A 22,624-nucleotide genomic window follows, 5' to 3' on the forward strand; every position below is an offset into this window, starting at 1 on the left:
CCAATAAATGGTCGGGCTGCGATAAACTGTGCGCACCTACACCCATCGCATTTTTATCAACGATAACAATATTAATATGTTCATTCTGTTTACGTTGTGCATGCTGAGCACAAATCCTTTCCAGAATACTAAGCCCCCGAGGCCCCATTCCTATAATAGCAACGGTTGTCTTTCTCATTCTTTGCTCCAACTTTGAGAGTATTTAACTTTGCTGTGTTGAACATAGCTAATCCCTGCTGCGATAAATAACGCACAAGCGCCAGATAATATTGAAATAGTCATCCCGTTTTTATTGTTCTGAAACGCACTCACGATTAATGGCCCGGCAATTTGCCCAATGCCATATGTTAACGTCACCAGACCCAGAAGATTAATTTTCTGTGGTGCAGAAATCTTTTTCGCGAGTGGCATAACGAGAGAACTGGTTCCCATGAAAGTTGCACCAAAGCCAATACAACTCAAGGTCAATAAAAGCGGGGAATGGATAAACGAGGCCATCACAACGCAGCTCGCCTGCACAATTAAGTTAACACTCAGGCAGGACAATATGCTCCACTTGCGTGCAGCCCATAACCAACCATAGCATCCTGGGATAACGGCAAGGCCAACAATAGACCAGATATGGTTGGCCAGAAATTCATTACCCACTCCCCGGGCCATTAAAGGGAGATAAGTAGCTACAATGATATAACCGAAGCCTGCCAGTCCATATAACAATGCTAAATTCCACCACTGGATGTTCGGCTCGGATGACGAAGCTTTTTTCTGAGGAGGTAGAACGTGTTTATTTGCAGGCAGCAAGATAATCAGCGCGATGAAGAGTACAGCTGAAATGATTGACGCGCCGATCCATAGTAGCTTTGCATTTAATGCATATGCGATACCGGCTATAACATATTCATTGCCTATAAAAATACCCACCCCGACGCCGGCAAACAAAGAAGCAATGACAAACGGATTATGGGTATGCTGTAGCATAAGCATCGACCCGAATATCATCATGCCTGCGCTGGCAACACCGGCGATAAATCGAATAACAATTACTATATCAGGGTGCGTGACTACTGCCATCGCAAAAATAAGCAGGCCGGTGACTAATGCAGCACAAATTAACATCGTTTTGATATTCTTCAGGCCACCAAAAATACCAAACGAGAACAGGAGGCTGCCAACCAGGTATCCGGCGTAATTCGCGCTTGCGATTAACGATAATTGCGAAAAATTAAAAATGCCTTCATGCAACATGACCGGCAGCATCGGAGTATATAAAAACCGACCAATTCCCATCCCCAGCGTTAAAACAATCATACCGAAGACAGCCGTGCTCAACTGGCGATGGCCAATAACATTGTGATCAAGATCCATTTTTCAGGCTCAATATGTCAATCAGATTTGATTGTTATGTTACATAAAGAAATGATAATAAAAAGTTAATAAAAATGACGAAAACCTTCACTTTGAGTGACAGACACGATGAACAGTACCTCATTAAATTTGTTTAAAACCGTCGCGGAAACCGGCTCTATCACCGCAGCAGCCCGTAATCTGCACTGCGTTTCTTCAAACGTCACGACGCGGCTCAAGCAACTGGAGTCCAGCCTGGATGTTTCGTTGTTTGTTCGCGAGAAGAATCGTCTTCACATCACCCCTGAAGGTGAACTGCTTCTGCGTTACGCTAACAAAATCCTCGCGCTTTTAGACGAAGCCGAGTTGTCTATGCAGGGAACGAAAGTGGCTGGCCCTCTGCGCATTGGCGCAATGGAAACCACTGCCGCCGTCCGACTTCCTGCTTTGCTGGCAAACTTCCACCGTGAAATGCCCTCCGTAGAATTAAACTTAAAAACGTCACCGACAGATGTGTTAGTTCGTCAGATCCAGAATAGTGAACTTGAAATTGCCTTCGTCGCTGACCACAAGGCGTTGCACGTAGACAATTCAAGGCTACAAACGCAGGTGCTGTGTCAGGAAACCCTGGTTCTGGTTACGGCCGCAGAGCATGGTGATGTCGTGACGGGAGCCGATCTGGAGGTGACAAGGCCGCTCGTCTTTGTGAAAGGATGTAATTATCGTTCCCGGCTTGGGCAATGGTTACGGCTACAAAATGTCGATTATGACGACCCGCTGGAGTTTGGTTCTTTTCAGGCAATACTTGGTTGCGTAAGTGCCGGAATGGGCATTGCATTATTGCCTGAGAGCGTCGTCAAACAGTATGAAACGAGCTTCCCCATACGGTGCCACTCTATTACTCCTCACATTGGTAATGTCAATACTATGATGATATGGCTTAAAAATCGTGAGGTTAGCCGGGTATTGAATTGCTTTGTTTCCTTTGTTTCATCCCACTGAGGTATTCCACAACCATATTGTGCCGTTAGGGCTTTTGGGCTGGTAAATACTCTATATGGATCTATTATCGATGCAGGCTTTCAGTTTCAGGATTGACTAATGCAATTTAATAGAGTTGCTGAAGATTTCTTTCCTGGGATTGGTCAAGAAATTTGACCACTGTTTTGTAGTAAGAACGGCATCTGCTCTCTGATTCGTTCGTTGCCAGTCTGCCATTGGCACAGGGCTGCTGTTGCAGCCCTGACAACCTTAGACTTCAATCGATTCAGAGATCTCTAACGCATCATCGACTTCAATGCCCAGATAACGGACTGTGCTTTCCAGTTTCCTATGGCCCAACAGAAGTTGGATCACCCGAAGATTCTTGGTTTTCTTGTAGATCAGGTAAGGTTTTGTTCTTCTCATGGAGTGTGTGCTGTAAAGCGAAGCTTCGAGACCAAGCTTTTCTACCCACCCATGAAAAATTCGGCTGTATTGCCGGGTTGATATGTGCCGGTTAGTTCCGATCCGAGACCGAAACAAGAAGTCTTTACTGTGCAAATTGCCAAGCTTTATCAATGCAGCAACAGCTTCTCTTGTCCCTTTGGTTATCTCAAATTGCACAGGGCTACCGGTTTTCTGTTGCAGCACCGTAGCTCTGCTTGAAACCGAGCTACCATATGCAACATCAGATACTTTGAGGTTCACCAGATCACAGCCTCGTAGCTTACTGTCTAAGGCCATGTTGAACAGAGCTAAATCACGCGTTTTACCTTCCAGTTCAAGCCGGATTCGGATCCCCCAGATATGAGATATCTGAAGTGGTCTTTTTTGGCCTATGATACGGTCTTTGTTCCACGGTGACATGTTCATACTCAAATCTCCTGCAATGTTGGAGATTTGAGTATGGTTGTCCCTTATGAGCGAGGAGTGGACGTTGCAGCTTCAAACTGGCGACCAATACAGATTAAAATCAACGAATTTCATACTGTAGTAATATTAATAATTCATAGCTTCGAAACAATACATTGTTAACAATTGTTAAAGTTTTTGATATAATTAAATACGAAGACAAGAAAATATTATATTTAATTAATTATTAGAGTAATCAAATGAAAATAGAAAGTATAAAAATAATGGATGTTGGTGGAATTTCAAATCTTGCATTGCAAAATTTAAACCAACAGATAAATATAATTTGTGGAGAGAATGGTGTTGGAAAAACAAATGTGCTTGACTCTATAGCATCTTGTTTTAGTGAATTTGACAAAAATATCATTAGCAAAAAAGCCGGAAGTGAAAATGGTTTCATTGAAATTAATATCACTCAGAATGTTGAACCTAAGACTTTCTCTTTCAATGTTGAAATAAAAAAATTCGAACCAAGTGTAAGCGATCAATACATTGCTAATAATTCATACGACCAAAACAAGAATAACCTTTTATATCTTAGAACCAATAGAGATATTAATTACAAAAAAGTTAGCTCAATAAAATCCGATCCTGAAGTTGAGCATCGTGCTCGTTATAGCACTTCAGGCATTGACAATGAGGATATCAAAGACTGGTTTTTGAACAGAATATTACATAGCAAGCATGAAAATCACTTATCAAATATTCAGTTAGAAAATCTCGAACTTTCAAAAAGATGCTTTAGTGTATTAAACTCAACTTACTCATTTAATCGCCTTGATACAAAAAATGAGATTTTTCTGATGACACCCACTGGAGAGATATATCTTGAATATCTGTCATCAGGTTTTAAGTCAACAATCTTTATTCTTTTAGGGTTGATTAAGGAAATTGATTATCGTTTTGAGAAAGATAAAATATCAGCTGAATGTTATGAAGGGATAATTTTAATTGATGAAATTGAACTTCATCTTCATCCAGAATGGCAAGGGAAAATCTGTGGTATTTTGAAAATTATCTTTCCTAAAGCTCAGTTTTTTATTACAACACATAGTCCTCATGTAGTTCAGACTGCTGCGTATGGTGAGGTTATCGCTCTTGAAAGAAGTGTTGATGGAGTCGTTAGTCAAAGATCTCTTCCAAGCTCAAAATATGGTTATCAAGGGTGGACTATTGAAGAGATACTTGAAGATATAATGGGTATGCCAGATTTAAGGACTATAAAATATAATCAGATTAAGAGAAGATTTGATATTGCACTTGATGAGGAAGATAAAAAAGAGGCGCTATCGGCTTTTCAAGAGCTGGACAAAATGCTACATCCTCAATATCCACTTCGTCCCGTTTTCAAAATGCAATTAGATAAAATCCGGGATGATGAAAATGATTAAGCTGAAACGCGCATTGAAGCCTGAATATCTAACTGATGATAAAGTAAAAGAATTAACTGAAGAGTTTAAAAAAGATAAATCAAAAGTTATTTGGAAAACAAAATCAATTGGGGATGCTCTATTAAAGAGCAGCTCGTATAAATGTGCATATTGTGAATGTGAATTGCAAAAAGAAGATTCTTATATGCAAGTTGAGCATTTCAAAGATAAAGACAAATACCCGGATGATGTAGTAAAATGGGAGAATTTGCTTCCATCTTGTGGTCGATGTAACCGTAAAAAATGGACTTTAGATGTCAGTTTACATCCAATTGTAAACCCTTATGATGATGATCCTAAACTCCATTTAAAGCAGCAAGCATTTAGACTATATGGTAAAGACCTTAAGGGGGAAAATACCATTGAAAAACTTTACCTTAATGATGATGAACGTGTTGTATATTCAAGGTTTGTAGCATCAAATGAAATAAGCAGGCAATTATCTGAGTTGGGAAAAATATCTTCTAATTTAGATCAATTAAGAAATGGCATGACTAAGTTATTACAAGCCTGCCAATCTAATCGCCCCTACTCAGCTTTTACTGCATACACTTTGCATTCAGATAAAGATTATGAAAAACTAAAGGATTTATTGCTCAAGAATAGCTTGTGGGATGCAGATCTTATTGAATTACATGATAATTCATATTATCTTCAATTAGATGCTAGATAATTGAAGATACAAGCTTGACTCCTAATACAATGCAAAACAGGAAGCTTTGCATTGTATTGGAATTACTTGTTGTTTTATATAAGTGTCTATGCGTCATATAAATAAACAGATGGAGTGTAGCATTATCTTAGAAAAATACTTCAACATTTTAACGTCCGCTTCTGGCACAAAGTGGACCCTGAGGAATGAGTTCTATCCTCGTGGTTCACTAAGTGCAGCAAGTTCTACTCGAATCCTGCTACCCATTTGTCCAACATATCAGCCCATTCCTGCATCATCACTGTACGCTCATCAAGATAAGTTGCATGGTTGTATGTGCGACGAACATTGTTGGTATCAGCGTGCGCAAGCTGAGCTTCGATAGCATCAGGTCGATAGCCCATCTCGTTTAAGCGGGTACTTCCTGTGGTTCTGGTTGCATGTGGGCTATAAGTACCGCTCCAGCCGAGGCTTTTAAGTAGTTGACGCAGCGAGTGTGATGTCATCGGGCCACGCGGGTTATCACGGCCCGGAAAGAGATGGTGTCGATGCCCGGTTAATCCCTGTAGTGTTCTGAGCATGTTGACAGCCTGGGAGGGAAGGGGAATAACGTGTTCTCTGCGAGCTTTCATTCGCGTTGACGGAATCGTCCACAGTGCGTTATCGAGATCGAATTCTGTCCATTCTGCCTCAGTTACTTCGGCTGGTCGCGCCAGCGTCCACCACATAAGCCACATGCAATAGTTAACTTGGTATGAGCCGCGACTGTTGTCAAAACAGCTTAATAGTTTCCCGATTTGCGGCGGATTCAATGCCTGTTTGTGCTGCGTTTTGTTTGCCGGAAGAGCTTTGCGCACGGGCCAGACAGGATCACTATCAGCTCTAAGTGTCGCTACTGCCAACTCGAAAACTGATGAAATGGTGCGGCGGGCTTCAGCGGCAACGGTCGGAGCGCCGCGCTTAGCCGTTTTCTGAAGAATTTTAAGAATGTGGTGCGGGGTGATTTCCCTGATAGGAAGTTTGCCGATGGCGGGGAAAACCACACGTTCAAGCATATCAAGTCGCCGCGTTTTGGTAATTTCGGCCCGGTCTTTCATCTGCAACCACTCTTTGGCGATCAGCTCAAAGGTGTTAGATGCGTCATTGACCTTGCGAATCTTATCTAACTGACGAGCCTGTGTCGGGCTAACTCCATCTGCGACTTGCTTACGCGCTTGCTCGCATTTCTCGCGAGCTTCGGCAAGTTTGACCGTCGGGTACTCACCCAGCGCAAACATGCTGGATTTACCGTTGAGTTTAAACCGATAGCGCCATGCCTTTTTGCCGTTGGGTTTTACTTCGAGGTAGAGACCATTGAAGTCATTGAGTCGATAGAGTTTTTCTTTCGGCTTAGCAGTGCGGCATTGCGTATCAGTGAGCATAGCGAGTCCTTGTCTATTTCTTAGACCGCTATTGCACTCACCTAAAATGAAGATGAAAACTGATTGTATTCATGTCTGTACTCATTTTTGACTGCGCTGTTATGAGATGAGTTGAGACATTATGAAAAGAAAAATCCACGCAAGTGCGTGGATTTTATAGGGTTTTTCGGTCTTCATGCGATTCACTGAGATCGCATGAGACAACAGAAGCGAATTAGACGTTGAACAGGAAGTTCATCACATCGCCATCTTTAACGATGTAATCTTTACCTTCTGCACGCATCTTACCGGCTTCTTTCGCGCCTTGTTCACCTTTATAGGTGATGAAATCTTCAAACGCGATGGTTTGTGCGCGGATAAAGCCTTTCTCGAAGTCAGTATGAATTTTACCCGCCGCCTGCGGAGCCGTTGCGCCAACAGGAATGGTCCATGCACGAACTTCTTTCACGCCAGCGGTGAAGTAGGTCTGCAGGTTCAGCAGTTCGTAACCAGCGCGGATTACGCGGTTCAGACCTGGCTCTTCCAGACCCATTTCAGCCATGAATTCTTCACGGTCAGCATCATCGAGTTCTGCGATGTCAGCTTCAACGGCAGCGCAAACTGCAACCACCACGGAGCCTTCAGCTGCGGCGATTTCACGCACTTTATCGAGGTATGGGTTGTTTTCAAAACCGTCTTCGTTGACGTTGGCGATATACATGGTTGGCTTCAGCGTCAGGAAGCTCAGGTATTTGATAGCCGCTTTGTCTTCATCAGTCAGCGTTTTCAACGCACGCAGCATGCCAGCGTTTTCCAGTTGTGGCAGGCATTTTTCCAGTGCAGCCAGTTCCGCTTTAGCGTCTTTATCGCCGCCTTTGGCCTTCTTCTGTACGCGATGGATAGCGCGCTCACAGGTATCCAGGTCAGACAGCGCCAGTTCGGTATTGATAACCTCAATGTCGTCAGCCGGATCCACTTTGTTATTAACGTGGATGATGTTGTCGTTTTCAAAGCAGCGAACCACGTGGCCGATAGCTTCGGTTTCACGGATGTTCGTCAGGAACTGGTTACCCAGACCTTCGCCTTTGGACGCGCCTTTTACCAGACCGGCAATATCGACGAATTCCATCGTTGTTGGCAGGATACGCTGCGGTTTGACGATTTCGGCCAACTGATCCAGACGCGGATCGGGCATCGGGACAACACCTGTGTTCGGCTCGATAGTACAGAACGGGAAGTTTGCCGCTTCAATACCCGCTTTTGTGAGCGCGTTGAACAGGGTGGATTTGCCTACGTTTGGCAAACCGACGATACCGCATTTGAATCCCATGTTTAAATCACCTTAATCTTTTGATATTCAACCTGTTATGGAAAACAGATTGTAGAAAAGTAAATAACTCTGCCTATTATACACAGCACGCGAGAAAAATGCCGCACATCGCTGCTTATTGCGCTTTAAAGGTGTGTAACCGGCTCGTTGCCTTGGTCAGACCATCTTTGAATAAAATCTCGGTACAACGTGCCGCTTCGTCAATTGCTTCATCAATTAACTTCTGTTCTGAAACAGGCGGTTTGCCTAAAACAAATCCGACAACTTTGTTTTTATCACCCGGATGACCAATTCCCACGCGTAAACGATGAAAGTTGGGGTTATTGCCCAACTTGCTGATGATGTCTTTCAGGCCATTATGTCCGCCATGACCGCCACCGAGCTTAAATTTTGCCACGCCAGGCGGCAGGTCTAATTCGTCGTGCGCGACCAAAATTTCATCGGGGTTGATACGATAAAAACTGGCCATCGCACCCACGGCCTTGCCGCTGAGATTCATAAATGTGGTCGGTACCAGCAAACGGACATCTTCCCCTTCGAGCGTTACTCTGGAGGTGTAGCCGAAGAATTTCGGCTCATCACGCAGGGGCGCGCGTAATCTCTCTGCCAGTAAATCGACATACCATGCGCCTGCGTTGTGTCGCGTTGCCGCATACTCTGCGCCGGGGTTCGCCAGGCCGACAATCAATTTAATCGTCACGTGTTTTGTCCTGAGTGTTTCCATAAACGACGTGTAGTTTACTGTCTGATGCTGCTCTTGACAAAAAACTGCGTTCTAATCGCCAAAAACTGAATAATTGCACAAATGGACTATTAGAAATTGAGTATGTTCAGTAGCTTATTTGTAAAGTTTTGTTGCGCGAGTGTTTGTAATTGTGATCGCTCCCGCACTTGCGAACGGCAGTGTTGTCTATACTTTACACATAAGGATTAGGGGTATTCCCTGTAGCAACCCAAAGTTCCGGAGGTGACACATGAAACGCAAAAACGCTTCGTTACTCGGTAACGTGCTCATGGCTTTAGGGTTGGTGGTGATGGTGGGGGGGGTTGGTTACTCTATTTTAAACCAATTGCCGCAATTTAATCTGCCACAGTTTTTCGCACATGGTGCCGTGCTCAGTATTTTTGTAGGTGGTGTTCTGTGGTTGGCGGGAGCCAGAGTGGGCGGGCACGAGCAAATCAGTGACCGTTACTGGTGGGTACGCCATTATGACAAACGCTGTCGTCGCGGTGATACCACTCATCGTCATAACTAAATCGTTTCCCGGCAGAGAGGGCTGCGGTTTGAATACAAAGTCCTGGTTGAAAAACCAGGACTCTGCTTGTTCATTATCCTTGCATAGAACGCACTTTTATATTTGCTACGGAATATAAGAAACGTTATTCGAATAACCGATAATGTAACGTTTTAACCGCGCTATCCGCGTCTTCAGCGGGCAACAGGAAACACAGGTTGTCATTTGACGCGCCGTGGCAAATCATTCGCACCGTATGCCCTTCAAGCCAGGCAAAAACGTCTTTGCAAACCCCCGCCGCCTGAGTCAGCCGATTCCCCACCAAAGTGACTAATGCCAGTCCGGTTTCCACTTCCACACGACAGTGGGAGGACAATGCGGTAAACAATGCGCTGGTCAGTATATGATCTTCACCTGAGGTAGCGTGAGTCGCGTCCAGCGCCAGCGCAATACTGTTTTCTGAGGTTGTAACCAAATCCACCGTGACCGCGTGGCGAGCTAAAATGGCGAAGGACTGCGCCAGGAAAGAACCGGACGGTTGTGTCTCCAGACTATGTAATCGCAACAGCGTCTGTTTACGGCGCACGGCAAGCGCACGATAGCGAGGTGGGTTGTCGGTGGTGTTATGCACCAGCGTACCACCGGCAGCCGTATCCTTACTTGAGCCAACAAAAACCGGAATGCTTTTGCGCATTGCCGGAAGCAGCGTAGCCGGGTGGAGGACCTTCGCACCGAAGGCGGCCATATCGCTGGCCTCGGAAAATGAGATGTGGTCAATCCGTTTGGCCCGCGGCGCAATGCGCGGATCGGTGGTGTAGATCCCTGCGACATCGGTCCAGATGTCCACGCGTGCGGCGTGAAGCGCCTCACCGAGAAGCGTCGCCGTGTAATCACTACCACCGCGTCCCAGCGTAGTGGTATGCCCTGCGGCATCCCGGCCGATAAACCCCTGGGTCACCATAATCGCTTGCTCAAGACGAGGGCGCAGGTGAGTCTCCACCAGGTGGTGCAGGGTACTGAGTTCGGGTTCGGCGCAGCCGAAACTCGAGTTGGTACGCATCACGCTGCGGGCGTCAAACCACCCGGCCTCGGCATGCCGTTCACGTAAGACTTCAGTAAACAGTAAAGAGGACATCAGCTCGCCGTGACTGACCAATTCATCGCTTAGCGCATCAGACGGTGAAACGGTCGCCGTTTGTGCAAGATGGCGGATGTTGTTGAGAAGATTATCGATTTCCGTGCTGATAACGGACGGCTGCTTCAGGCGGGAAATAATGTTGTATTGGATGGCGCGTAAGGTCTCAAGCTTATCTAATTGTTGATGCGTTTCCAGACCTTCAGAAAGCTCGACCAGTAAGTTTGTAACGCCTGCAGAAGCAGACAGTACGACTAAACGGACATCTTGATCAGCAAGGACAATGCTGGCGCTTCGGTTCATCGCATCAAAATCAGCGACGCTGGTGCCGCCAAATTTGGCAACGACGGATGGTGGATAAATGCGAGTCATAACAATCTCATATCAGGGCGCCATAAAAGTATGGCTAGAAAATTTTCATTCTCGGCATAAGGGGAAACGGTGTTCGCCTTACGAAATGTCCGCCCGCGAACATTTCTGCTGACAACCCAGGGAATACCTGTTGTCGAAAACGCGTGTCGCCTGTACGCGTTACCGGGTGCTGCGCATTAATTTTATTTACATAGCCTGCAAATAAGCGCGCCATACTAAGTGATTTATATTTAGGGATCGACTTTTTTATTCGATTTATCGACAAATAAGTGAAAAATCATGTCGTAACAAGAAAACGCGTACATTATTAATGGTAAAAACGTGTAAAAAAATAATAAAAACATGAAAATCACATGGTTTTTATAACATCGTATGCGTTGCAATTGGCTACGGTAATTGTTAATTAAATAGATATATTTCTTTAGGATTTCGTAATGAAGGGTGGCTGTTACACTTTGAATTATAAAGAAAAAACACCCGCTAAATGTGTTGAAAAATAAATGATTGAGTCTAGGGCTAAAACAACATATATTAGCCGCGCTTTTTTACAGGTAACCCTTATAACCATTTATTCAATCAGGCGTTAATCTACACCTGGTTGTAGGAGTGATATGATGACGGATAAAGTCCGTATTGATACTTTAAGTGCTAATTCATTACCACAGAGCAATGATACCTTTTTAGCAAGACAGGCTGAGTTTGAATCTAATGTCCGCAGCTATCCACGTAAACTGCCATTAGCAATTGCTAAAGCGCAGGGCGTCTGGATTACTGACGTAGAAAATAATCAATATCTTGATTGCCTGGCAGGTGCCGGAACCCTGGCGCTTGGTCATAATCATCCTGAAGTGCTGCAGAGCATTCAAAGTGTCATCACAAGCGGCTTACCGTTACATACGCTTGACCTTACCACACCGTTAAAAGATGAATTCTCATCGTATTTACTTTCTTTATTACCGGGCCAGGGCAAAGAGTATTGCCTGCAGTTCACCGGGCCGTCCGGTGCCGATGCCGTTGAAGCGGCGCTGAAGCTGGCGAAGAAAGTTACCGGCCGTTCCAGCATCATCAGCTTCTCCGGCGGCTACCACGGGATGACCCACGGCGCGCTGTCCGTGACCGGCAACCTGTCGCCGAAAGAAGCCGTCAGCAACATGATGGCGGAAGTGCAGTTTATGCCGTATCCGCATCAGTACCGTTGCCCGCTGGGTATCGGCGGCGACGCTGGCGTCAAAGCATTGACCTACTACTTCGAAAACCTGATCAACGACGTTGAGAGCGGCGTGCGTAAACCGGCTGCTGTGATCCTCGAAGCGGTGCAGGGCGAAGGCGGGGTAAACCCGGCTCCGATCGAGTGGCTGCAACGCATCCGTAAAGTAACGCAGGAGCACGGCATTCTGCTGATTATCGATGAAGTTCAGGCAGGCTTCGCGCGCACGGGTAAACTGTTCGCCTTCGAACACGCCGGTATTGAGCCGGATATCATCGTGATGTCCAAAGCGGTTGGCGGCGGTCTGCCACTGGCGGTACTGGGCATTAAAAAGCAGTTCGATGCGTGGGCCCCGGGCCACCACACTGGCACCTTCCGCGGCAACCAACTGGCGATGGCGACCGGTCTGACAACGCTGAAAATCCTCAAAGACGACAAGATTGCCGATAAAGTTGCTGCGCAGGGCGAGTGGCTGAAAGGCAAACTGACTGACCTGCAGAAACGTTACCCGGTTATCGGCCAGGTACGTGGTCTGGGCCTGATGATTGGTCTGGAAATCGTTAAGCCGAACGAAGCGCAGGATCACATGGGCTGCTACCCGGCCGATGGCGAGCTTTCCGCGCTGCTGCAGAAAAAATGTTTCGAAAACGGCCTGATTCTTGAGCGTGGCGGCCGTAACGGTTGCGTACTGCGTCTGCTGCCGTCTCTGTTGATCACCAACGCAGAGCTGGAGATTTTCCTCGATAAATTCGAAAATGCCCTGCTGGGCGCTGGCGTGAAGCCGGTTTAAACGGAGTTGGATCGAATGTCAGACGTAAATCCGATTCTGTCCGGCTCGGCACAAAGCATTGCTGCCTACCAGGACGCTATCGAGCAGAGTACGCAAGCGGTCGTTGAATGGTTGAAGCAACCTGAGATGTATCAGGGCAAAACCGTTGAGCAACTGCGCGAACGTATCAACCTGAATTTTACGTCTCAGGGCCTGGGCAACCAGGCCGCTATTGAGCGTGCGGTTGAATACTTTCTGAAAGACAGCTTGTTGGTTCACCATGCGCAGTGCGTGGCGCACCTGCACTGCCCGAGCCTGGTGATTAGCCAGGCGGCAGAAGTGCTGATCAACGCCACCAACCAGAGTATGGACTCCTGGGATCAGAGCCCGTCGGCGACCATCATTGAGATCAAACTGATCGAATGGTTGCGTGAGCAGGTGGGCTATGCGGCAGGCGACGCGGGCGTGTTCACCAGCGGCGGCACCCAGAGCAACCTGATGGGCCTGATGCTGGCGCGCGACGCCTTTTTTGCCCGCCAGGGGCATTCCATTCAGCAGAATGGTCTGACCGGCGACCTGAGCAAAATCAAAGTATTTTGCTCTGAAAGCGCGCACTTCTCTGTGCAGAAGAACATGGCGCTGATGGGGCTGGGTTACCGTTCCGTCACCCAGGTGAAGACCGATGCGTTCTCACGCATGGATCTGGCTGACCTGAAAGACAAGCTGGCCCAGGCGAAAGCCAACGGCGAACAGGTGATGGCGATTGTCGCCACTGCTGGTACTACCGATGCGGGCGCAATCGATCCGTTAGCGGACATTGCGGCGCTGGCGGCAGAACACCAGATCTGGATGCATGTGGATGCAGCATGGGGCGGGGCGTTACTGCTTTCTGAGCAGTATCGTCACTTCCTGAACGGCCTTGAACTGGCGGATTCCGTGACGCTGGACTTCCACAAACAGTTCTTCCAGACCATCAGCTGCGGCGCGTTCCTGCTGAAAGACGCGCGCCACTACGAGCTGATGCGTTACCAGGCGGCGTATCTGAACTCTGATTTCGATGAAGAGGCGGGCGTACCGAATCTGGTGTCGAAATCGCTGCAGACCACGCGCCGTTTTGACGCGCTGAAGCTGTGGATGGGGCTCGAAGCGCTGGGCAAAAAGCAGTATGCCGAAATCATTGATAACGGCGTAACGCTGGCGCGTGATGTGGCTGCGTTTGTGAAAACTCAGCCACACCTGGAACTGGTGATGGAGCCGCAGCTGGCAAGCGTGCTGTTCCGTTTCCGTCCGCACAGTGACGACATGGCGTTCGTTGGGCTGTTGAACCAGCGTATTGGCGACGTTCTGCTGGCTTCTGGTAGCGCCAACGTTGGCGTGACCGAAGCGGATGGCGTAACCTGCCTGAAGCTGACGCTGCTGAACCCCACGGTGTGTCTGGAGGATGTCAAAGTCCTGCTGGCAAGCGTGAAAGCGACAGCTGAGCAACTGTTGAACGCGTAAGCAATAAGCTGATTATAAAAATGGCTCCCACACACGGGAGCCATTTTTTTGCCTGTCATTTGTAGTCCGGCGGCGCTTCGCCTGGCTGGGCTACACGTCAGCTGATATCTGCCAGTGCGGCGTCTTTATTCGGGAAGAACGTCAGGCGTCCGGCAATCGGCTGAATGCCCGCGCGCGCCATGGTACGTAATGGCTGGAATTCCAGATTACTGATCCGCAGTTCACACCCTTCCGGGAGGCGTTTTACAAAACGCTGGAAAGCGTCCAGACCACCGGCATCCAGTACCGGGACCGCGTCCCACTTCAAGACCACAATACGTTTACCTGCAATACGCGATTCGAGATCGGTAAATAATCCCTCCGCAGCGGCAAAGAAAAGTGGGCCAATAACGCGCAGTACCAGCACATCGTCAGGTACGTCTACGTTGACCGGCGCCAGACGCGTCATGCGCGCGATACGACGCATAAACAGCAGGGAGGCGAGAACGATACCGACGCTGATGGCGATCACCATGTCGAATAGCACCGTCAGCGACATACACATAAGCATGACAATGATGTCGTCTTTTGGCGCATGACGCAGCAGATCCACCACTTTATGCGCTTCACTCATGTTCCATGCCACCATTAGCAGCAGGGCGGCCATGGCGGAAAGCGGTAACCAGGAAAGCAGCGGCGCAAGCACCAGCAGGGCGAGGATCACCAGAATCGCGTGGATGACCGCTGAAATTGGTGAGGTCGCCCCGGCGCGGACGTTTGCCGCAGAACGGGCAATTGCCGCCGTGGCGGTGATACCACCGAAGAACGGTGCCACGATGTTACCCAGGCCCTGGCCAATCAGCTCACTGTTGGCTTTATGCTTGGTGCCGGTCATCCCATCGAGCACGACGGCGCACAGTAGAGATTCAATCGCCCCGAGCATCGCCATGGAGAAGGCGGCCGGTAACAGCGCCTGTAACGAACTCCAGCTCAGGGTAAAGTTTGACTCCGGCATGTCCCAAGGTAATACCAGTTGCGGGAGCAACTGCGGGATACCGTTACCCTGCGAGCCATCAGCCAGAATGTAGTGGAACTGAGAACCGATGGTGGCGACATGGCCGCCGGTCAGGTTCACAATCCCCATTACCGCACAGCCTGCCAGCAGCGCAGGAAGGTGGCCCGGCAGTCGGATCCCCAGACGCGGCCAGAAAATCAGGATCCCCAGCGTCACCACGCCAATTGCGGCATCGCCAACGTTGAGGGTTGGCAGGGCCATAAACAGCGCGCCGACCTTTTGCAGGTAGTGCTCCGGGACATGGGCCATTTGCAGACCGAGAAAATCTTTAATCTGCATGGTACCGATGGTGATACCAATACCCGATGTAAAACCTAACGTAACGGATACCGGGATATATTCGATCAGGCGACCAAAACGGGCGAGGCCGAAAAGGATCAGGAATATCCCGGACATTAGCGTTGCGACCAGCAGGCCTGCCAGCCCAAACTGTTGCGACACCGGATACAGAATCACCACGAAGGCGGCAGTTGGTCCAGATACGCTAAAACGTGAACCCCCGGTAAGGGCGATAACAATCCCAGCCACGGCTGAGGTATACAAGCCGTACTGCGGCGCCACGCCACTGCCTATTGCCAGGGCCATCGCCAGCGGAATGGCAATGATCCCAACGGTTATCCCGGCGATCAGGTCGCGGGTAAAGCGAGAAGCGGTATATTTTTCTTTCCAACAAGCGTCGATGAGGGCGCGGAAAGGCATCACATGTGAGGAAAATAATCTGTTCACAATAATGTTTCATCCATGAGCGCATCATCTGTCAACTAAATGGCAGGTGAAGGAGGCATAAGTCATACAAATAGATGTTGCAGATAAAAAAACCCGCCGCAGCGGGTTTTTGAGCCGGGCTCGATTAATGCTCGAACATAGCAGAGATGGATTCTTCGTTGCTGATACGACGAATCGCTTCGGCCAGCATACCCGACAGGGTCAATGTACGCACGTTTGGCAGTGCTTTGATTTCGTCAGTCAGTGGAATAGTGTCACAGACAACGACTTCATCAATCACTGAATTGCGCAGGTTGTTTGCCGCATTACCTGAGAAGATCGGGTGGGTAGCGTAAGCAAATACGCGTTTTGCACCACGTTCTTTCAGTGCTTCTGCTGCTTTACACAGCGTACCGCCGGTATCGATCATATCATCAACCAGCACGCAGTCACGACCTGCAACGTCACCAATAATATGCATCACCTGAGAAACGTTCGCGCGCGGGCGTCGTTTGTCGATGATAGCCATGTCGGTATCGTTCAGCAGTTTAGCGATAGCGCGGGCACGCACGACGCCACCGATGTCCGGAGAAACCACAATCGGGTTGTCCAGATTCAGCTGCAGCATGTCTTCTAACAGGATCGGGCTACCGAATACGTTATCAACCGGTACGTCAAAGAAGCCCTGGATCTGTTCAGCATGCAGGTCAACGGTGAGGACGCGGTCAACGCCAACGCTGGACAGGAAATCAGCGACGACTTTAGCAGTAATCGGTACACGAGCGGAACGTACGCGACGATCCTGACGTGCATAGCCGAAGTAAGGAATAACGGCGGTGATACGGCCTGCGGAAGCACGGCGCAGCGCATCAACCATAACGACCAATTCCATCAGGTTGTCGTTAGTAGGGGCACAAGTGGACTGGATGATGAAAATATCACCACCGCGTACATTTTCATTAATTTGTACGCTGACTTCGCCGTCGCTAAAGCGACCTACAGCGGCGTCGCCGAGTGAAGTGTACAGGCGGTTGGCAATACGTTGTGCTAGTTCCGGGGTGGCGTTACCAGCAAAAAGCTTCATATCAGGCACGAGAAGAACCTCAGGCATGCGTCCATTGGTGGAAAGAATCTGCCGAAAACTGTGCGGGCCAGGCAGTATCCTCTCCATGCGGTGTATTAAAGAGCGCGATGCAACGTCTGGAACAGGGTGACGTTGTCACCGCAACTCAGCTTGCCCGGCTTACTCGTCATCTTTCACGTTTCATGTGTGCTGGCATATTTCGCCATCTTCCTGAAACCCGAATGATTTAGAGTAACGCTCTGTGCAATGGGGAGAGGTTGACACCTTTCGCCACAAAGCCTTTGAGCCATTCCGGGGCTTGCTCAAGCACCTGGCGAGCACGAGACTCAGTGTCAAATTCAGCAAAGACACAAGCCCCTGTACCAGTCAGGCGCGACGGCGCGTATTCTAACAGCCAGGAAAGCGCCGCATCAACCTCGCGAAAACGTTTTCTTGCGATAACCTCGCAATCATTGCTGAATTCACATTTTAGTAACGTTTTTATTGACCTTTTTGGCGTGTTGCGCGGGAGGTCGGGATCTTTAAAAATCACCGGCGTCGGAATACTGACTCCCGGGTGGGCGACCAGATACCATTTTTCCTCTGGCTCGACCGGCGTCAGAATTTCACCTACGCCTTCAGCAAAGGCCGCATGGCCGCGCACGAATACGGGAACGTCCGCCCCCAGCGTTAAGCCGAGTCCTGCCAGTTCATCAACCGAAAGTCCGCACTGCCAAAGGTGATTCAGCGCCACCAGGACGGTAGCCGCATTCGACGAACCTCCGCCAAGACCGCCGCCCATCGGCAGGCGTTTTTCGATACTGATGTCGGCGCCGCTCCCTTTGGGAAGGCGATCGCTTTCAGACGCCGCCTTCATCAGCAAGCGCGCCGCACGGACAATGAGATTGTCTTCATGTGCAACGCCTTCCACCGGCGTTAACAGGCGGATTTCGCCGTCGCCACGCAGCGCAATACCTAACGTGTCGCCATAATCAAGAAACTGGAATAGCGTTTGCAAAGTGTGATAACCGTCCGCACGCTGCCCGGTGATGTATAAAAACAGATTCAGTTTTGCCGGAGAGGGCCAGTGGGTCATCATTTCACAATCCAGTTATCCATTTTCAGCTTAATACGCTGATCGCCGTCGGACAGTTCCATGTTTGCCGGCATCGCGGGCTTAATTTTGCTGTCGTAGGCGCTATAGACCACTTTCCAGTTTTTACCGTCTTTGCTGTAGTTCACTTCACTCAGACGATACTGATCGTCGAGTTTGTAATCGCTGGCGTCTCCCGGCAGGCCAAGGATCCACTGGCGCAGGCTATTCAATGGAATAGGCATGCCGGTCAGTTTACCAATCATCTCTTCGGCGTCGTCAGCGGTGTAGTGCTTGCCTTTGTTATCGACAAGTTCGACGTTGCCCGGCTGGGCATTGAGTTCCAGTTCAGTGCTGCCCAGGGGATTGGTCAGCAGGAGACGGTAGCGATCCTGTCCGGTTTGTTGCCAGAAAAAGCGGGCATAGACTTTCTGTTGATCGGAAATATACGCAAACGCACCGCGCGTCTGATATTGGTTCAGGGCGCGTACTTCCTGCTGGTGCTGGCGCCACTGTGGAGAGTCAGGGCTTTTGCCGGGACCTTTTGGCGCGTTGAGCGTACAGGCGGTAAGAGCCAGGGCCGCCAACGGCAGCAGGCGAATCAGGCGAAAATCAGGCAGGGTCATAATGATGACAAATCCTTGAGATACGTTGCAGTTATAACTCTTAATGCTAGCGCCGCCATCATACATCGTCTACGTTCAAGTTATCTTAAATCGCTCAAATTTGTGCACTAAGCTATTACTCCAAAAGGGGGCAGTCTCTTTTATTGACCGCACGCATCCTGTATGATGCACCCAGTCTAACCTTATCAACGCTGGTACTATTCCCGCACACATGACCCTTTTAGCGCTTGGTATTAACCATAAAACGGCACCTGTATCGCTGCGAGAACGCGTAACGTTTTCGCCGGATACGCTCGATCAGGCGCTGGACAGCCTGCTTGCGCAGCCAATGGTGCAGGGCGGGGTGGTGCTGTCGACGTGTAACCGTACGGAACTGTATCTCAGCGTTGAAGAGCAGGATAACCTGCAAGAAGCGCTGGTTCGCTGGCTGTGCGATTACCATAATCTTAATGAAGAAGACTTGCGCAATAGCCTGTACTGGCACCAGGACAACGACGCCGTCAGTCATTTGATGCGTGTTGCCAGCGGTCTGGATTCGCTGGTGCTTGGTGAACCGCAGATTCTGGGGCAGGTGAAAAAAGCTTTTGCGGATTCGCAAAAAGGTCACCTGAACGCCAGTGCGCTGGAACGCATGTTCCAGAAATCATTCTCTGTCGCTAAACGTGTACGAACAGAAACAGACATCGGTGCCAGCGCCGTGTCCGTAGCTTTTGCCGCCTGTACGCTGGCGCGGCAAATATTTGAATCGCTCTCCACGGTGACCGTGCTGTTAGTGGGCGCAGGCGAAACCATTGAGCTGGTGGCGCGACACCTGCGTGAGCATCAAGTGAAGAAGATGATCATCGCCAACCGTACCCGCGAGCGGGCGCAAGTGCTGGCGGATGAAGTCGGCGCCGAAGTGATTTCGCTGAGTGATATCGACGCGCGTTTACAGGATGCCGATATTATTATCAGTTCTACCGCCAGCCCGCTGCCGATTATCGGCAAAGGAATGGTGGAGCGCGCGCTTAAAAATCGCCGTAATCAACCTATGCTGCTGGTGGATATCGCCGTACCGCGCGATGTCGAGCCGGAAGTGGGTAAGTTGTCCAACGCCTATCTTTACAGCGTTGACGACCTGCAAAGCATCATTTCGCATAACCTGGCCCAGCGCAAAGCGGCGGCCGTGGAAGCCGAAACCATTGTGGCGCAGGAAACCAGCGAATTTATGGCCTGGCTACGCGCTCAGGGCGCAAGTGAAACTATCCGCGAGTATCGCAGTCAGTCAGAACAGATCCGTGATGAACTGACTGCCAAAGCGTTGGCCGCTCTTCAACAGGGTGGTGATGCGCAAGCCATTATGCAGGATCTGGCCTGGAAACTGACCAACCGCTTGATCCATGCACCAACCAAATCACTTCAACAGGCCGCCCGTGACGGGGATAGTGAGCGCCTGAATATTCTGCGCGACAGCCTCGGGCTGGAGTAGCAGCACACCAATCTTATTTTTTACAGGGTGCATTTACGCCTATGAAGCCTTCTATCGTTGCCAAACTGGAAGCCCTGCATGAACGCCATGAAGAAGTTCAGGCGCTGCTCGGGGATGCGGGTACTATCGCAGACCAGGAACGCTTTCGTGCACTGTCGCGCGAATATGCGCAATTAAGCGATGTATCTCGCTGTTTTACGGACTGGCAACAGGTTCAGGAAGATATCGAGACGGCTCAGATGATGCTCGACGATCCTGAAATGCGTGAAATGGCGCAGGATGAACTGCGTGAAGCAAAAGATAAATGCGAGCAGCTGGAGCAACATCTGCAGGTTCTGCTGTTGCCTAAAGATCCTGATGACGAACGTAACGCCTTCCTCGAAGTGCGTGCGGGAACCGGTGGTGATGAGGCCGCGCTGTTTGCCGGCGATCTGTTCCGCATGTACAGCCGTTACGCTGAATCGCGTCGCTGGCGGGTAGAGATCATGAGCGCCAGCGAAGGCGAACATGGCGGGTTTAAAGAAGTCATTGCGAAAATTAGCGGTGAAGGCGTGTACGGTCGACTGAAATTTGAGTCCGGTGGGCATCGTGTGCAGCGCGTACCTGCGACGGAGTCACAGGGCCGTATTCACACTTCTGCCTGTACGGTCGCGGTCATGCCGGAACTGCCGGATGCCGAACTGCCGGACATCAACCCGGCCGATCTGCGTATTGATACCTTCCGCTCATCAGGCGCAGGGGGGCAGCACGTTAACACCACCGACTCCGCAATCCGTATTACCCACTTGCCGACCGGTATCGTAGTGGAATGCCAGGACGAACGTTCGCAGCATAAAAACAAAGCGAAAGCGATGTCGGTGCTGGGGGCGCGAATTCGTGCCGCCGAAGTGGCAAGACGTCAACAGGCAGAAGCCTCTGAGCGTCGCAATCTGTTGGGCAGTGGCGATCGCAGCGATCGCAACCGTACCTATAATTTCCCGCAGGGTCGCGTGACCGATCACCGCATTAACCTGACGCTCTACCGTCTGGATGAAGCGATGGAAGGCAAACTGGATATGCTCATTGAGCCAATTGTCCAGGAATACCAGGCCGACCAACTGGCGGCGTTGTCCGAGCAGGATTAATGGATTATCAGCACTGGCTGCGTGAAGCGATAAGCCAATTACAGGCAAGTGAAAGCCCGCGCCGTGACGCCGAGATTTTGCTCGAGTTTGTTACCGGTAAGGGACGCACCTTTATTTTGGCTTTCGGTGAAACGGTATTAACCGAGGCGCAGCGTCAACAGCTCGACACATTACTGGAGCGCCGTCAGCGGGGTGAGCCGGTGGCGCATTTAACCGGCGTGCGGGAGTTCTGGTCGTTGCCGCTGTTTGTGTCTCCGGCTACGCTTATCCCTCGTCCGGATACTGAGTGTCTGGTGGAACAGGCGCTGGCTCGCTTGCCGGCCTCAGCGTGCCGCATTCTCGATTTGGGAACCGGCACGGGCGCCATTGCGCTGGCACTGGCAACCGAGCGTCCGGATTGCGCAGTAACGGCGGTTGACCGCATGCCGGATGCTGTTGCGCTGGCCACTCGCAACAAACAGCATCTGGGCATCGACAATGTTTGCGTGCTGCAAAGCAACTGGTTCAGCGCTTTGCAGGGACAGCAGTTTGATATGATTGTCAGCAATCCGCCGTATATCGACGAACAGGATCCGCATCTGGCGCAAGGCGATGTACGCTTTGAACCTCTGTCGGCACTGGTGGCGGGCGATCGGGGACTGGCGGATATCGTGCATATTATTGACCAGTCTCAGCGCGTGTTAACGCCTGGCGGCTATCTGTTGCTGGAACATGGCTGGCAGCAGGGGCAGGCCGTCCGGGACGTCTTTACTCGTGCGGGTTACCAGGCGGTTGAAACCTGCCGTGATTATGGCGGCAACGAGCGAATTACGCTTGGACGCATCCCATCATGAGTACCTTCAGTGTGTTACTCAACATTCATCTCATCAGTATTGCGCTTTCCGTTGGCTTGCTGACGCTGCGTTTTTGGTGGCGTTACACCGACTCGCGTCTTGCCTGCGCACGCTGGACGCGAATTGTGCCACCGGTTGTGGATACCGTTTTATTACTCAGCGGCGTGGCGCTAATGGTTAAAGCGCACATCCTGCCATTCACTGAGCACGGGACATGGCTGACTGAAAAGCTGTTTGGGGTTATCATTTACATCGTTTTGGGTTTTATTGCGCTCGATTATCGTCGGGCGCGCAGTCAGCAGGCGCGATTAGTCGCATTTCCGCTGGCGCTGGTGGTGCTGTACATCATCATTAAACTCGCCACCACAAAAATACCGTTACTGGGGTAAGC

21 protein-coding genes are annotated in these 22,624 nt (G+C 49.8%); 10 read left to right on the top strand and 11 right to left on the bottom strand.

All coding sequences use genetic code 11. The features are described 5' to 3' along the window. Together KQJ19_RS10805 and KQJ19_RS10810 are read right to left on the bottom strand one after the other, a co-directional pair. Positions 1-178: FAD/NAD(P)-binding protein (locus KQJ19_RS10805; protein WP_216403655.1), on the bottom strand; the 178-nt coding region annotated here is incomplete at its 3' end. Beyond that, positions 175-1,365, bottom strand: a complete 1,191-nt coding sequence (locus KQJ19_RS10810) for an MFS transporter (RefSeq protein ID WP_141875238.1) — start codon at positions 1,363-1,365, stop codon at positions 175-177. The genes KQJ19_RS10805 and KQJ19_RS10810, both read right to left, overlap by 4 nt. A gap of 108 nt (positions 1,366-1,473) precedes the next feature. Between KQJ19_RS10810 and KQJ19_RS10815 the strand changes: the two genes are divergently transcribed. Next, positions 1,474-2,346 (top strand): LysR family transcriptional regulator, encoded by an 873-nt coding sequence (locus KQJ19_RS10815; protein ID WP_047498027.1) that lies wholly within the window; start codon positions 1,474-1,476, stop codon positions 2,344-2,346. A gap of 249 nt (positions 2,347-2,595) precedes the next feature. Here the strand turns inward: KQJ19_RS10815 and KQJ19_RS10820 are convergent, their stop codons facing one another. Then, positions 2,596-3,198, bottom strand: coding sequence for a site-specific integrase (locus KQJ19_RS10820; RefSeq protein ID WP_079497767.1), 603 nt, complete (start codon positions 3,196-3,198; stop codon positions 2,596-2,598). 239 nt (positions 3,199-3,437) lie between these two features. Between KQJ19_RS10820 and KQJ19_RS10825 the strand changes: the two genes are divergently transcribed. Together KQJ19_RS10825 and KQJ19_RS10830 are read left to right on the top strand one after the other, a co-directional pair. Next, positions 3,438-4,628, top strand: a complete 1,191-nt coding sequence (locus tag KQJ19_RS10825) for an AAA family ATPase (RefSeq protein WP_216403650.1) — start codon at positions 3,438-3,440, stop codon at positions 4,626-4,628. After that, positions 4,621-5,340, top strand: a complete 720-nt coding sequence (locus KQJ19_RS10830) for an HNH endonuclease (protein ID WP_253296343.1) — start codon at positions 4,621-4,623, stop codon at positions 5,338-5,340. The genes KQJ19_RS10825 and KQJ19_RS10830 overlap by 8 nt, the downstream gene beginning before the upstream one ends. A gap of 224 nt (positions 5,341-5,564) precedes the next feature. Here the strand turns inward: KQJ19_RS10830 and KQJ19_RS10835 are convergent, their stop codons facing one another. The 3 genes from KQJ19_RS10835 to pth form a co-directional block, all read right to left on the bottom strand. Continuing rightward, on the bottom strand, positions 5,565-6,740 hold the full coding sequence (locus tag KQJ19_RS10835; protein ID WP_216403652.1) for an integrase arm-type DNA-binding domain-containing protein: 1,176 nt from the start codon (positions 6,738-6,740) through the stop codon (positions 5,565-5,567). Positions 6,741-6,954: 214 nt separating this feature from the next. After that, on the bottom strand, positions 6,955-8,049 hold the full coding sequence (gene ychF, locus KQJ19_RS10840; RefSeq protein ID WP_016153303.1) for a redox-regulated ATPase YchF: 1,095 nt from the start codon (positions 8,047-8,049) through the stop codon (positions 6,955-6,957). A 115-nt stretch (positions 8,050-8,164) separates the two neighbouring features. Beyond that, on the bottom strand, positions 8,165-8,749 hold the full coding sequence (pth, locus tag KQJ19_RS10845) for an aminoacyl-tRNA hydrolase (protein WP_016153302.1): 585 nt from the start codon (positions 8,747-8,749) through the stop codon (positions 8,165-8,167). Positions 8,750-9,023: 274 nt separating this feature from the next. Between pth and ychH the strand changes: the two genes are divergently transcribed. Continuing rightward, a complete protein-coding gene (ychH, locus tag KQJ19_RS10850; protein ID WP_016153301.1) occupies positions 9,024-9,305 on the top strand; it encodes a stress-induced protein YchH in 282 nt (93 codons plus the stop codon). 124 nt (positions 9,306-9,429) lie between these two features. Here ychH and lysC read toward each other — a convergent pair whose 3' ends face one another. Beyond that, the gene (gene lysC, locus KQJ19_RS10855; RefSeq protein WP_016156744.1) at positions 9,430-10,791 is read right to left on the bottom strand and encodes a lysine-sensitive aspartokinase 3; all 1,362 of its coding nucleotides are present in this window, start codon (positions 10,789-10,791) and stop codon (positions 9,430-9,432) included. A 611-nt stretch (positions 10,792-11,402) separates the two neighbouring features. Between lysC and KQJ19_RS10860 the strand changes: the two genes are divergently transcribed. After that, entirely contained in the window at positions 11,403-12,788 is a 1,386-nt protein-coding gene (locus KQJ19_RS10860; RefSeq protein ID WP_019076946.1) for a diaminobutyrate--2-oxoglutarate transaminase, read from the top strand. A gap of 15 nt (positions 12,789-12,803) precedes the next feature. Beyond that, positions 12,804-14,267, top strand: coding sequence for an aspartate aminotransferase family protein (locus KQJ19_RS10865; protein ID WP_047498053.1), 1,464 nt, complete (start codon positions 12,804-12,806; stop codon positions 14,265-14,267). A gap of 97 nt (positions 14,268-14,364) precedes the next feature. On the opposite strand, the gene dauA is transcribed toward KQJ19_RS10865, so the two are convergent. The 4 genes from dauA to lolB form a co-directional block, all read right to left on the bottom strand. Further along, complete coding sequence (gene dauA / locus KQJ19_RS10870; protein WP_029139565.1) at positions 14,365-16,047, bottom strand: C4-dicarboxylic acid transporter DauA; 1,683 nt, start codon at positions 16,045-16,047, stop codon at positions 14,365-14,367. A gap of 124 nt (positions 16,048-16,171) precedes the next feature. Then, on the bottom strand, positions 16,172-17,119 hold the full coding sequence (gene prs, locus KQJ19_RS10875) for a ribose-phosphate diphosphokinase (RefSeq protein ID WP_001518537.1): 948 nt from the start codon (positions 17,117-17,119) through the stop codon (positions 16,172-16,174). Between the two features lie 217 nt (positions 17,120-17,336). Next, the gene (gene ispE, locus KQJ19_RS10880) at positions 17,337-18,188 is read right to left on the bottom strand and encodes a 4-(cytidine 5'-diphospho)-2-C-methyl-D-erythritol kinase (RefSeq protein WP_047498056.1); all 852 of its coding nucleotides are present in this window, start codon (positions 18,186-18,188) and stop codon (positions 17,337-17,339) included. Next, positions 18,185-18,808, bottom strand: coding sequence for a lipoprotein insertase outer membrane protein LolB (gene lolB / locus KQJ19_RS10885; RefSeq protein WP_047358971.1), 624 nt, complete (start codon positions 18,806-18,808; stop codon positions 18,185-18,187). The genes ispE and lolB overlap by 4 nt, the downstream gene beginning before the upstream one ends. A gap of 211 nt (positions 18,809-19,019) precedes the next feature. Between lolB and hemA the strand changes: the two genes are divergently transcribed. From hemA to sirB2, 4 genes are read left to right on the top strand one after another with little or no spacing between them, the layout of a single operon-like run. After that, a complete protein-coding gene (gene hemA, locus KQJ19_RS10890; RefSeq protein WP_016153294.1) occupies positions 19,020-20,276 on the top strand; it encodes a glutamyl-tRNA reductase in 1,257 nt (418 codons plus the stop codon). Between the two features lie 41 nt (positions 20,277-20,317). Beyond that, entirely contained in the window at positions 20,318-21,400 is a 1,083-nt protein-coding gene (gene prfA, locus KQJ19_RS10895; RefSeq protein WP_016153293.1) for a peptide chain release factor 1, read from the top strand. After that, the gene (prmC, locus tag KQJ19_RS10900; RefSeq protein ID WP_016156740.1) at positions 21,400-22,233 is read left to right on the top strand and encodes a peptide chain release factor N(5)-glutamine methyltransferase; all 834 of its coding nucleotides are present in this window, start codon (positions 21,400-21,402) and stop codon (positions 22,231-22,233) included. The genes prfA and prmC overlap by 1 nt, the downstream gene beginning before the upstream one ends. Then, the gene (sirB2, locus tag KQJ19_RS10905; RefSeq protein ID WP_016153291.1) at positions 22,230-22,622 is read left to right on the top strand and encodes an invasion regulator SirB2; all 393 of its coding nucleotides are present in this window, start codon (positions 22,230-22,232) and stop codon (positions 22,620-22,622) included. The genes prmC and sirB2 overlap by 4 nt, the downstream gene beginning before the upstream one ends. The last annotated feature ends 2 nt before the right edge of the window (positions 22,623-22,624 follow it).

Source organism: Citrobacter sp. S46_ASV_140 (genome assembly GCF_018919545.1).
In the GTDB taxonomy this organism is placed as follows: Bacteria; Pseudomonadota; Gammaproteobacteria; order Enterobacterales; family Enterobacteriaceae; genus Citrobacter; species Citrobacter braakii.

Bases quoted from the DNA above. Each gene is read 5' to 3' on its own strand.
- KQJ19_RS10810 (WP_141875238.1), bottom strand. From the start codon at position 1,365: ATGGATCTTGATCACAATGTTATTGGCCATCGCCAGTTGAGCACGGCT.
- KQJ19_RS10815 (WP_047498027.1), top strand. From the start codon at position 1,474: ATGAACAGTACCTCATTAAATTTGTTTAAAACCGTCGCGGAAACCGGC.
- KQJ19_RS10820 (WP_079497767.1), bottom strand. From the start codon at position 3,198: ATGAACATGTCACCGTGGAACAAAGACCGTATCATAGGCCAAAAAAGA.
- KQJ19_RS10825 (WP_216403650.1), top strand. From the start codon at position 3,438: ATGAAAATAGAAAGTATAAAAATAATGGATGTTGGTGGAATTTCAAAT.
- KQJ19_RS10830 (WP_253296343.1), top strand. From the start codon at position 4,621: ATGATTAAGCTGAAACGCGCATTGAAGCCTGAATATCTAACTGATGAT.
- KQJ19_RS10835 (WP_216403652.1), bottom strand. From the start codon at position 6,740: ATGCTCACTGATACGCAATGCCGCACTGCTAAGCCGAAAGAAAAACTC.
- ychF (WP_016153303.1), bottom strand. From the start codon at position 8,049: ATGGGATTCAAATGCGGTATCGTCGGTTTGCCAAACGTAGGCAAATCC.
- ychH (WP_016153301.1), top strand. From the start codon at position 9,024: ATGAAACGCAAAAACGCTTCGTTACTCGGTAACGTGCTCATGGCTTTA.
- lysC (WP_016156744.1), bottom strand. From the start codon at position 10,791: ATGACTCGCATTTATCCACCATCCGTCGTTGCCAAATTTGGCGGCACC.
- KQJ19_RS10860 (WP_019076946.1), top strand. From the start codon at position 11,403: ATGATGACGGATAAAGTCCGTATTGATACTTTAAGTGCTAATTCATTA.
- KQJ19_RS10865 (WP_047498053.1), top strand. From the start codon at position 12,804: ATGTCAGACGTAAATCCGATTCTGTCCGGCTCGGCACAAAGCATTGCT.
- ispE (WP_047498056.1), bottom strand. From the start codon at position 18,188: ATGATGACCCACTGGCCCTCTCCGGCAAAACTGAATCTGTTTTTATAC.
- lolB (WP_047358971.1), bottom strand. From the start codon at position 18,808: ATGACCCTGCCTGATTTTCGCCTGATTCGCCTGCTGCCGTTGGCGGCC.
- hemA (WP_016153294.1), top strand. From the start codon at position 19,020: ATGACCCTTTTAGCGCTTGGTATTAACCATAAAACGGCACCTGTATCG.
- prfA (WP_016153293.1), top strand. From the start codon at position 20,318: ATGAAGCCTTCTATCGTTGCCAAACTGGAAGCCCTGCATGAACGCCAT.
- prmC (WP_016156740.1), top strand. From the start codon at position 21,400: ATGGATTATCAGCACTGGCTGCGTGAAGCGATAAGCCAATTACAGGCA.
- sirB2 (WP_016153291.1), top strand. From the start codon at position 22,230: ATGAGTACCTTCAGTGTGTTACTCAACATTCATCTCATCAGTATTGCG.